Origin of the sequence: Cronobacter sakazakii (genome assembly GCF_000982825.1) — a bacterium.
Lineage (GTDB): Bacteria > Pseudomonadota > Gammaproteobacteria > Enterobacterales > Enterobacteriaceae > Cronobacter > Cronobacter sakazakii.
Window position 1 is genome coordinate 3,709,072 of sequence record NZ_CP011047.1, and the last position, 14,079, is coordinate 3,723,150.

The following is a 14,079-nucleotide window of genomic DNA, read 5'->3' on the forward strand; positions in this document are numbered from 1 at the left end:
ACAACCGGGAGGTTGACGGCGCGAACAGTCACGAGGCCATCGGTTCACTCCCGGTCAGCGTCACCATGCCCGCAGCTTTGTCGTCAATGTAAGAATAACGAGTAAGTTACGATGAAAAGAATGCTAATTAACGCAACTCAGCAGGAAGAGTTGCGCGTCGCCCTCGTGGATGGGCAACGTCTGTACGACCTGGATATCGAAAGTCCTGGACACGAGCAGAAAAAAGCGAACATCTACAAAGGCAAAATCACCCGCATTGAACCCAGTCTCGAAGCCGCATTTGTGGATTATGGCGCCGAAAGACACGGTTTCCTCCCCTTAAAAGAAATCGCCCGCGAATATTTCCCCGCAAACTACGCCTCTCATGGTCGTCCGAATATTAAAGATGTCCTGCGCGAAGGCCAGGAAGTCATCGTTCAGATAGACAAAGAAGAGCGTGGCAACAAAGGCGCAGCGCTGACGACGTTTATCAGCCTCGCAGGCAGCTACCTCGTGCTGATGCCGAACAACCCGCGTGCGGGCGGTATCTCTCGCCGTATCGAAGGCGACGATCGCACCGAGCTTAAAGAAGCGCTTTCAAGCCTCGAACTGCCGGATGGCATGGGGCTTATCGTGCGCACCGCAGGCGTCGGTAAATCCGCCGAAGCGCTGCAATGGGATTTAAGCTTCCGCCTCAAGCACTGGGAAGCCATTAAAAAAGCCGCTGAAAACCGCCCGGCACCGTTCCTTATCCATCAGGAAAGTAACGTCATCGTGCGCGCGTTTCGCGACTATCTGCGCCAGGACATCGGCGAAATCCTTATCGATAACCCGAAAGTGCTTGAGCTGGCCCGCCAGCACATTGCGGCACTGGGTCGTCCGGATTTCAGCAGCAAAATTAAGCTCTACACCGGTGAAATTCCGCTGTTCAGCCACTATCAGATAGAATCCCAGATTGAGTCCGCCTTCCAGCGCGAAGTGCGTCTGCCGTCCGGCGGCTCGATTGTTATCGACACCACCGAAGCGCTGACCGCTATCGACATCAACTCCGCCCGCGCGACCCGCGGCGGCGATATCGAAGAGACGGCGTTTAACACCAACCTGGAAGCGGCGGATGAAATCGCCCGCCAGCTGCGCCTGCGTGACTTAGGCGGTCTTATCGTTATCGACTTCATCGATATGACGCCGGTACGCCACCAGCGCGCGGTGGAAAACCGTCTGCGCGAAGCGGTGCGTCAGGATCGCGCGCGCATCCAGATTAGCCATATTTCCCGCTTCGGCCTGCTGGAGATGTCCCGTCAGCGCCTGAGCCCGTCGCTTGGCGAATCCAGCCATCACGTCTGTCCGCGCTGTAGCGGCACCGGCACCATCCGCGATAACGAATCTCTGTCGCTCTCCATTCTGCGTCTGATTGAAGAAGAAGCGCTGAAAGAGAACACCCGGGAAGTTCACGCTATCGTTCCGGTGCCTATCGCCTCCTACCTGCTTAACGAGAAGCGTGAAGCCATCACCGCTATCGAAACCCGTCAGGGCGGCGTGCGCTGCGTGATCGTGCCAAACGATCAGATGGAAACGCCGCACTACTCCGTACTGCGCGTGCGTAAAGGCGAAGAGACGCATACCCTGAGCTACATGCTGCCGAAGCTGCATGAAGAAGCGATGGCGCTGCCGTCTGAAGACGAATACGCCGAGCGTAAACGTCCTGAGCAGCCTGCGCTCGCCACGTTCGTGATGCCGGACGTACCGCCAGTGCCGCAGGAAACCGCCGCACCGAAAGCCGAAACCGCCGCGCCGAAAGCGCCGGTCAACGCCGCAGCGCCTGCCAAAGAAAGCTTCCTGAGCCGCGCCATCAGCGCGCTGAAGAGCCTCTTCGCCAGCGAGCCGCAGGCACAGCCTGTCGCGAGCGAGCCGGAGCAGCAGCCTGCGAAAAACCGCGACGAGAAACAACAAGAGCGCCGCAACGGTCGTCGTCAGAACAACCGTCGCGACCGTAACGAGCGTGGCGATCGCAGTGAACGCGGCGAGCGTCCGTCCCGAGATAATCGCGATAATCGCGAGAATCGTGACAACAGCGAAGCGCGCGAAGAGAACCGCCGTAATCGTCGTGAGAAGCAGCAGCAGAACGCCGAGGCGCGTGAAACCCGCACCCCGGTCGCTGAAGAAGCCGCTGAAAAGCAGAAATCCCGTGACGATCAGCCGCAGTCTCCGCGCCGCGAACGTAACCGCCGTCGCTCTGACGAAAAACGTCAGGCGCAGCAGGAAGTCAGCGCGCTGAACCGTGATGAAGCGGTGGAAGAGACGGAACAGGAAGATCGGGTTGTTCAGGTGATGCCGCGCCGTAAACCGCGCCAGCTGAGCCAGAAAGTGCGTATCGAATCCGCAGCGGAAGCAGAGGCTGTCGGCACCACCGACGCGCCGGTCGCTGAACCGCGCGAAGAAGCCGCACCGCTGGCGCTGCCAGCCAACGTGGAAACGCCAGCCGTCGCTGAAGAGACCAACCAGACGGGCAGCGAAAACGCCGGTATGCCGCGTCGCTCCCGCCGTTCTCCGCGTCACCTGCGCGTTAGTGGCCAGCGCCGTCGTCGCTACCGTGACGAGCGTTACCCGACCCAGTCGCCGATGCCGCTGACCGTCGCGTGCGCGTCGCCGGAGATGGCGTCCGGTAAAGTCTGGATCCGTTACCCGCTGCCGCGTGTACAGGAGCAGGAAGAGCAGCTGGAGCAGAACACCGCACCGGTGGCTGAAACCCTGGCGACTGAAGCACCGGTTGCGCCGGTCGCTGAAGCCGTGGTGGTCGAGCCGTCTGTGGTGGAAACTGCACCGCAGGAGCCGGTGGTGGAAACCACGCATCCTGAAGCGATTGCCGCGCCGGTCGACGCCGAGCCGCAGCTTATCGAGCCGCAGGATCAGGCCGTCGCTGAGGAGGTCGCACAGGAAGCCGTTCCGGCTGACGCCCCGGTTGTTGAAGAAGCGCCTCGTGAAGAAGCCGCTGCTGTCATCGCAGAAAGCGCGCCTGAACAGGCACCTCAGCCGGAAGTGATTGCTGATGAGCCGGTGAAAGCCGCGGAAGCCGCGCCGGTTGAAACGCCGCAAGACGACGTCAAAGCGCCGGTGGTGGCTGTCGCGTCCGCAAGCGTCGCCTCAGCACCAATGACCCGCGCACCGGCACCGGAATATGTCCCGGAGCCGCCGCGTCATAGCGACTGGGTTCGCCCGGCGTTCGAGTTCAGCGGTAAAGGCGCTGCGGGCGGCCACAGCGCCACCCATCAGGCCTCTGCCCCTGCAACGCGTCCTCAGCCGGTGGAGTAACCTTCCCCGCACAAAAAAGCCGGTCAATGACCGGCTTTTTTATTGCCTGCTTTCCCCTGTTTTTTTGGTGGCGGTCACCTGCCGCATTCCCGCAAGCTCGGGCATCACGGCTTTCATCAGTTCCAGAAAACGGCGCAGCCGCGCAGGATAGTAACGCGCCCACGGATAGAGCAGATACACCGGTAGCGCGGGTGCCTGCCACTGCGGTAACAGCTGCACCAGACGCCCTTCGCGCAAATCCTCCTCCACCGCCCACGCGGAAATCATCCCCACGCCAAGCCCGTTAAGGATCGTGCGACGGATAGCGTACAGGCTGTCGGAACTGAGCCGCGGCAGCACCGTAAACGCCTGCCGCTCGCCACTCCCGGTATGATGCAGCGTGACTTCACGCCGGTAAAACGTGCTGAGCGCCACCCACGGCAGCGCGGCGAGACTGTCAATATCCTCGACAGGCGGGTGACGCGCCAGAAGCTCAGGCGACGCCACCACGATGCGCGGCACCTCGGCGAGCTCAACGGCAATCACCGACGGGTCGATATCCGGGCCGACGTGCAGCGCACAGTCGATGTTATCGCTGATAAAGTCCGGCGATTTGTCGTTCAGCATCCAGTCGACGCACAGCCCCGGATAACGGTTTAAAAACGCGGTAAGCGGCGCGATAAGCTGATCCTGACCAAACGCGTGCGGCGCACGCACACGCAGGACGCCAACCGGCTCCCCTTCGGCGTTTTTGATTTCATCCTCAAGCGCCTGCCAGCTCGCCAGCACGCTGCGCGCATGTTGATAGCAGCGCTCGCCGTCATCGGTGAGCTTCATGGCGTGCGTGGTACGCAGCAGGAGCCTCGCCCCAAGTAAATCTTCCAGCGATTTCAGCCGACGGCTGACGGTCGCCTGGGTGGTATTCATCTGTTGCGCGGCGGCGGAGAGCGAGCCACTCTCAATAATGCGCACAAAGGTATGCATCAGCTCCACGCGGTCTATACGCTCAATACCCATCTTATTTCTCTCTGTCATACGCCAGACGTATAACCGTTTTATCATGTCGCCCTCTACCGCGCCAGCCGCCGCGGGCGGACAATCCTTCGCACTGACTACTTACGAGGGTTTCACCATGAATAACCATAACAACGCTGCACAACCCGCCCCTGGGCTCTCACGATTACTGATACTGATTCTGGCGATGGCGACGGGCCTGAGCGTCGCCTCGATTTACTACGCGCAGCCCATCCTGCCGCTTATCGGCAGCGATCTGCATCTGAGCGTTGACGGCATGGGCCTTATCCCGACGCTGACCCAGGCGGGCTACGCGCTTGGTATTCTGTTCTTGCTGCCGCTGGGCGATCGCCATGACCGCCGCACGCTGATTCTGGTGAAATGCCTGGCGCTCGCCGTGATGCTGGCGCTCTACAGCCTGAGCGGCGGATTGCACAGCCTGCTGGTATTAAGCCTGCTGGTGGGCATGATGGCGACTATGGCGCAGGATATCGTGCCCGCCGCCGCGATCCTCTCCCCTGCCGGCCAGCAGGGTAAAATCGTCGGCACCGTGATGACCGGTCTGTTGCTTGGCATTCTGCTCTCCCGCTCGGTGAGCGGCGTTATCAGCGCGGCCTTTGGCTGGCGGGTAATGTATCAGCTCGCCGCCGCCAGCATCGCGCTCATTGGGCTGGTGCTGTGGCGCGTACTGCCGCGTTTTGAAACCCATGCAACGCTGAGCTATCCGGCCCTCCTGCACTCGATGGGTGGTCTGTGGAAACGCTACCCGACGCTGCGCGGCGCGGCGATGGCGCAAGGGTTTCTGTCGATTGGCTTTAGCGCGTTCTGGTCGATGCTCGCGGTGATGCTGGCCGATAAATTCCACATGGGAAGCGCCGTCGCGGGGGCTTTCGGTCTGGCGGGGGCTGCGGGCGCGCTGGCCGCTCCGCTCTCGGGCGCGCTGTCCGATCGTTTTGGCCCGGCGCGTGTCACGCAGCTCGGCAGCCTTCTGGTGATGATCTCATTTGCTGCCATGTTTGCGCTGCCGCTGCTTTCGCCTTCCATGCAACTGGTGCTGATTGCCGTCGCGGCGGTCGGTTTTGATTTAGGGTTGCAGTCGTCGCTGGTGGCGCATCAGACGCTGGTTTACAGCCTTGAGCCGAAAGCGCGCGGTCGTCTTAACGCCCTGCTCTTTACCGGTGTGTTTGTGGGTATGGCCCTCGGTTCACTGCTCGGCAGTAAAGCCTGGGCGCTGGGCGGCTGGCCTGCCGTGGTGGCGCTGGCAACGCTTGCAGGCGGCGTGGCGCTGGTGATTCGCCTCACACAGAAAGCGCGTCCGACAGAAATTGCAGCGCAACAGGCTGCACAATAAGCAAAAAAAAGCCCGCCTCAGAATAACGAGGCGGGCACATCAAGCATGCCCAGTTTCATGACATGCTTCAAATCGACAAACTTACTTATTTAACTGGAACAGCGACATGCCCTGCATATCGCTAAACGCTTTGTAGGAAGCCTGAAGCGCCGCCTGCTGCATCACGTAGGAGGAGATGGCCGAGTTCCAGTCCACATCCACCAGGTTACTCATCTGCGCCGTCTGGCCCAGCGTACGTTCCGCGCCCAGCTGATCGAGGTTTTCCAGCTCTTTATGCTGAGTACCGACTTCCGCCAGCACGGTGCCGACGTTATCCAGTGCGTTGCTAAGCCCACGCGAAGTTTTAGATACGGCGTCCAGCAGGCCCTGCTGGGTCGTTTCATCCGCGCCTTCCATCGGCGTTTTCAGCGCGGCGATAGCGGAGTCGAGCATTTTAAACAGGTTGGTTTCGCTCGGCGATCCATCCGGCTCCGGCTTGGCGTTACTGGTGATACGGTTGAACACCAGATCGCCGGTATGGCCGATAACCATCGTGCGCGCGGAATCCACCTGCTGCGTGATGTTTTCGGTGCCGCCGTTATAGGTGATGTTGCCAGGCGTACCGGAGAACGGCGCGGCATCGGTTTTATAGCCAGCGAAAATATAGCGGCCATTACCATCGGTGCTGTTTGCCAGGTTCAGCAGCTGATCGCGCATCCCCTGCAGGTCAGTTGCGACCGACGCACGGTCAGTGTCGCTCAGCGTACCGTTGTTCGCGTAAACGATTTTTTCCTGCGCGGAGGTGATAACGCTTGTCACCTGAGACAGGACGCTCGACTCCAGCGACACTTTCTGCGTCGCGAAGGTACGCGCCTGGGTGTACTGCTCGTTCTGCGCCTGTGCCTGGGAGAGCACCACAGCCTGGGCTGCGGCGATCGGATCGTCAGACGGACGGTTAACGCGTTTACCGGTGGACATCTGCTCACCGTATTTCAGCCAGGTACTCTGCGAGTCGGTAATGCCCCGCATGTTCTGCTGATACATCATTTGTGTACTAATACGCATCGTTCGGTTCCCTGTTAGCGAATCTGGAGAAGCGCGTCAAACAGCGCGGACGCGGTTTGCAGCACCTGAGCATTCGCCATGTAGTACTGCTGATAGCGTTGCAGGTTGCCGTATTCTTCATCCAGGTTAACCCCGGAAATGGACTGCTGCTGGTTAGTCAACTGCGTGACCACGTTAGTCTGGGTCGTACTGGAGCTTTTCAGCGTGTTGGTTTTGTTACCCACTTCACTGATAAACGCCGCGTAAGCATCGTTAAACGTTTTGCTGCCGCCGACGACTTTGCTGTTTTGCAGATCCAGCAGCGCTTTGCCGTTACGGTTGTCGCTCTCGCCAGAGGTCGCGTCTGACGCCATCGCGATTTCAGACTCGTCATGGACATTCACATCCATGCTGATGATGACGTCGTTAACCGGCTTCACGATGAAGGTATCTTTGTTCGCAGCCGCGCCCGTAATGCCGATCTTCAGGCCGTCAAACTCCAGCGCGGTCACGTTGCCGGCACCATCGGTGGTCGGCGTCGCGTTCACGGTGACGTTGTCAGACAGACGCGTCACTTTCCAGTTCGTGCCGTCATACGCCATCTGGTAGTTGCTGGCTTTCACCGCCGTGCTGTCGGTAATGCTTGCCGTCAGCGAAGCGGAGCCCGTGTTACGCGCGTTGCTCATGGCCGCCGGAGAACCGAGCTTAAAGAAAGCCTTACCGGCGTCGCCGTTAGCGTCAAAGCCCGCTTCGTGCTGTTTGTTGAACGCGTCACCAAAAGCCAGCGCTATCTGGCCAAGGTTATTACGCGCCTGATCGAGATCTTCGCTGCGGAAGGCGAACAGGCCGCCCAGTGAACCACTGGTGACCAGCTTTTCCGGGATCTCAATGTTCCCGGCGGTCTTGTCGACAAATGCAATCGTCGTACGAGACGGATCGGCGCTGGACGGCACGGCAGCCACCTGGCTTGCCTTACTGCCCTGCACCAGGTTATAGCCGTTCGCCATCGTCACGTTAAAGGTGTTGCCGTCCTGAACGGACACATCCACGCCGACGATTTTATTCAGTTCGCTCACCAGCTGATCGCGCTGATCCAGCAGATCGTTTGGCGACGCGCCCGCGCCCATACCGGTCAGGCGGGTGATCTGTTCGTTCAGCGACGCAATCTGGGTCGCGTAGTTGTTGATCTGCTGGACGCTGGCGGTCACGGCCGTATTGACCTGTTTATCCTGGTCGCGCAGATACTGATCCACCACTTTAAACTGGTTTACCAGACCGTCAGCTTTACCGAGCAGGGTCTGACGCGCTGCCGGATCTTCGGCGTTGCTAGCCAGCGTCTGCAGGCTTTTGAAGAAATCCTGCATAGTGGTGGAGATATTGTTGGTGGTGCCAGAGACCATATCGTCGATTTTCGACATCTGCTCATAGCGGGTGGTTAAGCCGCTGCTCTGGTTTTGCGCGGCGTTCAGCTGATTGGTGATGAACGCATCATATTCACGCTGAATACCAGAAACATAAACGCCGTTGCCGACCCAGCCGCCCTGCGTCATGGTGCTGTTAGACTGCCCCAGAACGGTGGTCTGGCGGGTATAGCCTGCGACGTTATAGTTAGAAATGTTATTGCTCACCGTGCTCAGTGCGGTTTGTGCCGCACTCAGGCCACTCATGGCGCTATTAATTAAGCTACTGGACATGGAGGTTCCTTTTGAACATTCATATGCGGGTCCTGACGATAATTATCGGCAGCGCTTAAGAGAACTTGAGTGGTTTCAGAACAGCGACGAGATATCCTGGCTGTACGCTTTGCTCACCTTTTCACCGAACGATTTCATCTGCTGGATCATGCTGGTCAGCTTGCGGGCGTAGTTCGGATCGGTCGCGTAACCGGCGTTCTGTAACGCTTGCGCGCCCTCTTCCGCCGACGCGGCCGTAGTCACCGCCGCATAGCGCGGGTTGCGCGTCAGCATGCCCACGTAATCGGACAGCGCCTCAAGATAAGAGCCGTAAACGCGAAACTTCGCCTTCACTTTTTTCGCTTCGCCGTTTTCATATTCGGTGGTGGTAATTTCGGTCACCGGCCCTTTCCAGGACGATGTCGCCTTCACGCCGAAAATGTTAAAGCTCGGCTCACCGTTCTCTTTGCGGATCTGGCGTTGGCCCCAGCCGGATTCCAGCGCAGCCTGCGCCAGAATCAGGTGATGAGGCACGCCGCTCTGCTGGCTCGCAAGTTTCGCAGGCAGCGAAAGCTGCGCCAGGAAGTCTTTGCTGTCGCCGGAGAGCGGCTCTTCGTTGGTCGGCGCTTTCGGCATCGCCTGGCGCACAATCTGGGTAATTGCCTGGTTGCGGTAGCTGTTCATGGTGTCGATATCAAACTTCATCGGCACCTGAGCCACGTTATCCGCCGCGGCAGCGGGCTGCTCGGTGGAAGCCGCCTCGCCGCCCATCTGTTTGACCATCATGTCAGCGAGGCCTAAGCCTTTGCCCGCCGTCATCTGCTGGGCGATTTGCTGATCGTACATACTGGTGTAAAGCCGGGTCTGATCGCTACTGAACAGCCCATCCTTGGGCAGCGCTTCGCGCATGCTTTTCAGCATCATTTGCACGAACATCCCTTCCATCTGACGGGCAACCGATTTCAGGTTGCCGTTCGGATCCTTTGAAACCTTCGCTTTCAGGTCATTCAGTGATTGCGCGTCAAAGGCGGCGCTGGACAGTAATTTGCTATCAGTCAGCATCAGATGATTTCCAGTTTGGCGCGCAGACAGCCCGCGCTTTGCATGGATTGCAGAATCGACATCAGGTCCATCGGCGTGGCGCCCAGCGCGTTAAGCGCACGTACCACGCTGTTCAGGTTGGCGCTGGAGGTAACGCGTTGCAGCGCACCGCCACTCTGGCGCATATCGATCTGGGTTTGCGGCGTCACGACCGTCTGGCCGCCGCCAAATGGCGTATTCGGCTGGCTGACGTTGGCCTGCTGGTTAACCGTCACAGAGAGGTTGCCCTGTGCGACCGCACAGCTGTCGAGCGCCACTTCACGGTTCATCACCACCGAGCCGGTGCGCGAGTTAATAATGACTTTGGCGTCCTGCACCGCGACATTCACTTCAAGGTTCTGAATGCCTGCCAGTAACTGCACCTGCGAGCTGCCGCCGGTCGGTGCACGTACCTGAACGGTACGGGCGTCCAGCGGTACCGCGGAGCCATAGCCGCGCGCGCGGTTAATGGTGTCGGCAATCTGCTGCGCCAGTGTAAAGTCATCATTATTAAGTTGCAGGTTAATGGTGTTGCCGGAGCCGAACTGGGTCGGCAGTTCGCGCTCGATTACCGCGCCGTTGGTAATACGCCCGCCGTTAAGCTGGTTCACCTGCACGCTGCTGCCGCCTGCGGAAGCGCCCGCGCCGCCAATCAGAATGTTGCCTTGCGCCAGCGCGTACACCTGGTTATCGACGCCTTTCAGCGGCGTCATCAGGAGCGTACCGCCGCGCAGGCTTTTGGCGTTACCCATTGAGGAGACCACCACGTCGATGGCCTGCCCCTGGCGTGCGAACGCCGGGTAAGAGGCGGTGACCATCACGGCCGCCACGTTTTTCAGCTGCATGTTAGTGCCCGCCGGAACGGTGATCCCGAGCTGCGAGAGCATGTTGTTCAGGCTCTGGGTGGTAAACGGCGTCTGGGTCGTCTGGTCACCGGTGCCATCAAGGCCCACCACCAGGCCGTAGCCGATCAGGGAGTTTTCACGCACGCCCTGTACGGTGGTTAAGTCACGAATGCGGTCAGCCTGCGCGAACGTCGCGACGAGCAACAGCAGGAATCCTGTAAGCGATTTAAACATTTTTCACCTCTGTTACATCGGCGATAAATTAAGGAAGAAACGCTGTAGCCATCCCATGTTCTGCGCTTCGTTGATGTAGCCGTTGCCGACATATTCAATGCGGGCATCCGCCACCTGCGTGGACGGTACCGTATTGCTGCCGCTAATGGTGCGAGGGTTAACCACGCCCGAGAAGCGGATAAATTCTGTGCCCTGGTTAATGGCAATCTGTTTTTCACCGACCACGTGCAGGTTGCCGTTGGCGAGAACCTGATCGACGGTCACGGTCAGCGTGCCGCTGAAGGTGTTGCTGGCGTTAGCGCCGCCTTTGCCATTAAAGGTATTGCCGCCGGATGCGCTGACATCGGCGCGCGCATTGCCAAAGAGGCCCTGCAGGTAGCGAGGAACAGTATCGAGACCAAAACTGGTCTTGCCGTCGCGGCTGGCGTTTGCCGACGAACTCTTGCTCGCGCTGACGTTTTCTTGCAGCTCAATGGTGAGCGTATCGCCGACGTTACGCGGACGACGATCTTCGAACAGCGGTTGATAACCGTAGTTAATCTGCTGTACGGACTGGAAAATGGAACCGTTCACCACCGGCGCGGGGGCAGGTGCGGGCTGCGCGGTCGTCGCGCCCTGAACCAGCGGAGTAGAAGGCACCCACGCACAGCCCGACAGGGTTAATGCGAGAGCTATCGCGATAGGGCAGAGTTGCGCACCGGTCTTTTGCATTGCTTTCATCTTCGTAGTGGCGTTCGGTGTGGCATTACGCCACACCGAAACAGGCTTTAGAGTTGCGTCAGTTTTTGCAGCATCTGGTCAGTGGTGGAAACCGCTTTACTGTTGATCTCGTAAGCGCGCTGTACCTGGATCATGTTGACCAGCTCTTCCGCCACGTTGACGTTAGAGGTTTCGACATAACCCTGATACAGCAGCCCTGCACCGTTCAGGCCCGGCGTGCTTTCGTTCGGCGTGCCGGAGGACTGGGTTTCGGTGTAGAGGTTTTCACCAATGCTTTCCAGACCGCTGTCGTTCATAAAGGTGGTCAGGTTGATCTGGCCGACCTGTACCGGCGCCGCCGTTCCCTGCTGGGTCACGCTCACTACGCCGTCGCGACCGACGGTGATGCTCAGCGCGTTCGCAGGAATGGTGATAGCCGGCTGAACCTGGAAACCGCCCGCGGTCACGAGCTGGCCGTTCTGATCCACCTGGAAAGAACCGTCGCGGGTATACGCGGAGGTGCCGTCCGGCAGCAGAACCTGGAAGAAGCCCTGGCCTTTAATCGCGACATCTTTGCTGTTGTTGGTCTGAGACAGGTTGCCCTGCGTGTGCAGACGCTCGGTGGCGACAGGGCGCACACCGGTACCAATCTGCAGGCCGGAAGGCAGCGTCGTCTGTTCAGAAGACTGCGCGCCCGGCTGGCGGATGGTCTGGTAAAGCAGATCTTCAAACACCGCGCGCTGACGTTTAAAACCGTTGGTGCTGACGTTCGCCAGGTTGTTGGCGATAACGTCCATATTGGTTTGCTGGGCGTCGAGGCCGGTTTTGGCAATCCATAAGGAACTGATCATAGTGTCGTCCTGTTGATTAACTTATCGACAATAACTGGTTAGCGCGCTGCTCGTTTTCATCGACGCTGGTGATGATTTTCATCTGCATCTCGAAGCGACGGGCGTTGGCTATCATGTCGGTCATGGCTTCCACGGGTTTCACGTTACTGCCTTCCAGCACCCCGGACATCAGGGTGACAGTCGGGTCGGCCTGCAACGTCGCGCCGCGGGCGGTCTGCGCCTGCTGGTTTAAACGAAACAGTCCGTCGTCGCCGCGAACCACTTCCTTCGCGCTGGCTTTAACCATCTTCAGACGGCCCACCGGCGCGATAGTGTTCGGGGCGTCGCCCGGGTTCAGTACGGAAATCGTACCGTCGGCGGCGATCGTGACTTCCGCGCCTTCCGGCACCACGACCGGACCGCCCTCACCCATCACAGGATTTCCCTGAATGGTGAGCTGGCCGGTCGCCGTGCGCTGGATGTTACCGTTGCGGGTATACGCTTCGGTGCCATCGGGTGCCTGCACCGCCAGCCAGCCGTCGCTGCCCTGAATGGCAACGTCCAGCGGACGGGAGGTGTAGTCGAGCGACCCCTGGCTCATATTCACGCCAGGGGTGGACGCCGTGACCAGCGTGCGGGTTGGCAATGACAGCCCTTCTACCGGCACGGCGCGCAGCGCGTTGAGCTGAGCACGAAAGCCAGGCGTTGATGCGTTGGCCAGGTTGCTCGCCGTGACAGACTGCTGGTTCAGCGTCTGGCTGGCGGCGCCCATGGCGGTATAAATTGCGTGATCCATTAAGCCATCCCTTCAGACAATTAGCGCAGGTTAACCAGGGTATTGAGGATCTGGTCCTGAGTCTTGATGGTCTGCGCGTTCGACTGGTAGTTACGCTGCGCGACGATCATGTTGACCAGTTCTTTACTCAGGTCGACGTTGGACGCTTCGAGCGCGCCGCTGGTCAGCTTGCCGAAGTTGCCGGTACCGGCAGAGCCCAGCAGCGCCACGCCAGAGGCGGTGCTTGCAGACCAGACGTTATCGCCCTGGGAAGAGAGACCTTCCGGGTTGGCGAAGTTCGCCAGCACGATCTGACCCAAAAGCTGGCTCTTCTCGTTGGAGTAGTTACCCACCAGGCTGCCGTCTTCGTTTACCTGATAACCCACCAGGTCGCCCGGCTTGTAGCCGTTCTGGTTGGAGGTCAGGAGGACGTTAGCGCCGGAGTTTTGCTGAGTGGTGCCGGTCAGGTTCATGCTGAAGGTGAATGCCGCAGAGCCGTTCAGGGACGCCACAGAAATCGGCACCTGCTGGGAGCCCGCCGGCGCCGCGTTGGTGATGCTGGTCAGAGCGCCGCTGTCGCTGAAAGTCAGGCTGGTCAGCTTGGTCGGTGTTGAGCCGCTTACGCTGGTGTCGTTGTTATAGACATCCCACTGGTTATCCGCGGTTTTCACGTAGTACAGCTTCAGGTTGTGTTCGTTACCGAGGCTATCGTAAACGGTCAGCGGCACGCTTTTGTTAAAGGTGCTGGAGTTAGCCGGATCGAATGGAGACTGCGCCGGAACATCGTCAGAGGAGTTCAGGTTCATCACGAAGTTCGCGCTGGTGGTCTGGCTTGCCGGCATCTGCGCGGTCGGGATGGTCAGCGGAATCGGGTCTGCGCCCTGCTGAATGGTCGGCGGGGTGCCGGTTGCCGGATAGCCGGTCACCTGCATACCCTGCATATTCACCAGGTTGCTTTTTTCGTCCAGTTTGAACTGGCCGTTACGGCTGTAGAACACGCCGCCGTTGCTGTCGAGCAGACGGAAAAAACCGTTCTGGCTGATAGCCACGTCGAGCTTACGGCCAGTGTTGGTGGTCACACCGTCGCCGAAGTCCTGGGTGATACCCGCAACTTTAACGCCGAGCCCTGCTTTCGAACCGGCAAACATGTCGGCGAAAGAGACGGAGCCAGACTTAAAACCATAAGTGGCGGAGTTGGCAATGTTGTTGCCGATAACGTCGAGGTTGGTGCTGGCAGCATTCAGACCGCTGACCGCTTGTGAAAAGGCCATTTCTTACTCCTGATAAG

General features: G+C 59.3%; 11 protein-coding genes. 2 read left to right on the forward strand and 9 right to left on the reverse strand.

Going from position 1 to position 14,079, the window contains the following annotated elements:
- Window positions 1–111 precede the first annotated feature (111 nt).
- Window positions 112–3,288: a ribonuclease E gene (gene rne / locus CSK29544_RS17715; RefSeq protein ID WP_007888938.1), complete on the forward strand. Its 3,177-nt coding sequence runs from the start codon at window positions 112–114 to the stop codon at window positions 3,286–3,288.
- A gap of 39 nt (window positions 3,289–3,327) precedes the next feature.
- On the opposite strand, the gene CSK29544_RS17720 is transcribed toward rne, so the two are convergent.
- Window positions 3,328–4,284, reverse strand: a complete 957-nt coding sequence (locus CSK29544_RS17720; RefSeq protein WP_007888940.1) for a LysR family transcriptional regulator — start codon at window positions 4,282–4,284, stop codon at window positions 3,328–3,330.
- Window positions 4,285–4,399: 115 nt separating this feature from the next.
- Here CSK29544_RS17720 and CSK29544_RS17725 point away from each other — a divergent pair, with 115 nt between their 5' ends.
- On the forward strand, window positions 4,400–5,632 hold the full coding sequence (locus CSK29544_RS17725) for an MFS transporter (RefSeq protein WP_007866792.1): 1,233 nt from the start codon (window positions 4,400–4,402) through the stop codon (window positions 5,630–5,632).
- An 81-nt stretch (window positions 5,633–5,713) separates the two neighbouring features.
- On the opposite strand, the gene flgL is transcribed toward CSK29544_RS17725, so the two are convergent.
- The 8 genes from flgL to flgE form a co-directional block, all read right to left on the reverse strand.
- Window positions 5,714–6,676, reverse strand: a complete 963-nt coding sequence (gene flgL, locus CSK29544_RS17730; RefSeq protein WP_007888941.1) for a flagellar hook-associated protein FlgL — start codon at window positions 6,674–6,676, stop codon at window positions 5,714–5,716.
- Window positions 6,677–6,690: 14 nt separating this feature from the next.
- The gene (gene flgK / locus CSK29544_RS17735; RefSeq protein WP_007888943.1) at window positions 6,691–8,349 is read right to left on the reverse strand and encodes a flagellar hook-associated protein FlgK; all 1,659 of its coding nucleotides are present in this window, start codon (window positions 8,347–8,349) and stop codon (window positions 6,691–6,693) included.
- 75 nt (window positions 8,350–8,424) lie between these two features.
- Window positions 8,425–9,390 (reverse strand): flagellar assembly peptidoglycan hydrolase FlgJ, encoded by a 966-nt coding sequence (flgJ, locus tag CSK29544_RS17740; protein ID WP_007888945.1) that lies wholly within the window; start codon window positions 9,388–9,390, stop codon window positions 8,425–8,427.
- The gene (locus CSK29544_RS17745; protein ID WP_004385207.1) at window positions 9,390–10,487 is read right to left on the reverse strand and encodes a flagellar basal body P-ring protein FlgI; all 1,098 of its coding nucleotides are present in this window, start codon (window positions 10,485–10,487) and stop codon (window positions 9,390–9,392) included. The genes flgJ and CSK29544_RS17745 overlap by 1 nt, the downstream gene beginning before the upstream one ends.
- Window positions 10,488–10,499: 12 nt before the next feature.
- Window positions 10,500–11,198 carry a flagellar basal body L-ring protein FlgH gene (flgH, locus tag CSK29544_RS17750; protein WP_004385209.1) on the reverse strand — a complete coding sequence of 233 codons (699 nt, stop codon included), beginning with the start codon at window positions 11,196–11,198 and terminating at the stop codon, window positions 10,500–10,502.
- A gap of 56 nt (window positions 11,199–11,254) precedes the next feature.
- Window positions 11,255–12,037, reverse strand: a complete 783-nt coding sequence (flgG, locus tag CSK29544_RS17755; RefSeq protein WP_004385210.1) for a flagellar basal-body rod protein FlgG — start codon at window positions 12,035–12,037, stop codon at window positions 11,255–11,257.
- Window positions 12,038–12,053: 16 nt separating this feature from the next.
- A complete protein-coding gene (locus tag CSK29544_RS17760; RefSeq protein WP_004385211.1) occupies window positions 12,054–12,812 on the reverse strand; it encodes a flagellar basal body rod protein FlgF in 759 nt (252 codons plus the stop codon).
- A 20-nt stretch (window positions 12,813–12,832) separates the two neighbouring features.
- On the reverse strand, window positions 12,833–14,062 hold the full coding sequence (flgE, locus tag CSK29544_RS17765; protein WP_007888947.1) for a flagellar hook protein FlgE: 1,230 nt from the start codon (window positions 14,060–14,062) through the stop codon (window positions 12,833–12,835).
- Between the last annotated feature and the right edge of the window lie 17 nt (window positions 14,063–14,079).

Coding starts and splice junctions, on each gene's coding strand:
- rne (WP_007888938.1), top strand. CDS start 112: ATGAAAAGAATGCTAATTAACGCAACTCAGCAGGAAGAGTTGCGCGTC.
- CSK29544_RS17720 (WP_007888940.1), bottom strand. CDS start 4,284: ATGGGTATTGAGCGTATAGACCGCGTGGAGCTGATGCATACCTTTGTG.
- CSK29544_RS17725 (WP_007866792.1), top strand. CDS start 4,400: ATGAATAACCATAACAACGCTGCACAACCCGCCCCTGGGCTCTCACGA.
- flgL (WP_007888941.1), bottom strand. CDS start 6,676: ATGCGTATTAGTACACAAATGATGTATCAGCAGAACATGCGGGGCATT.
- flgK (WP_007888943.1), bottom strand. CDS start 8,349: ATGTCCAGTAGCTTAATTAATAGCGCCATGAGTGGCCTGAGTGCGGCA.
- flgJ (WP_007888945.1), bottom strand. CDS start 9,390: ATGCTGACTGATAGCAAATTACTGTCCAGCGCCGCCTTTGACGCGCAA.
- CSK29544_RS17745 (WP_004385207.1), bottom strand. CDS start 10,487: ATGTTTAAATCGCTTACAGGATTCCTGCTGTTGCTCGTCGCGACGTTC.
- flgH (WP_004385209.1), bottom strand. CDS start 11,198: ATGCAAAAGACCGGTGCGCAACTCTGCCCTATCGCGATAGCTCTCGCA.
- flgG (WP_004385210.1), bottom strand. CDS start 12,037: ATGATCAGTTCCTTATGGATTGCCAAAACCGGCCTCGACGCCCAGCAA.
- CSK29544_RS17760 (WP_004385211.1), bottom strand. CDS start 12,812: ATGGATCACGCAATTTATACCGCCATGGGCGCCGCCAGCCAGACGCTG.
- flgE (WP_007888947.1), bottom strand. CDS start 14,062: ATGGCCTTTTCACAAGCGGTCAGCGGTCTGAATGCTGCCAGCACCAAC.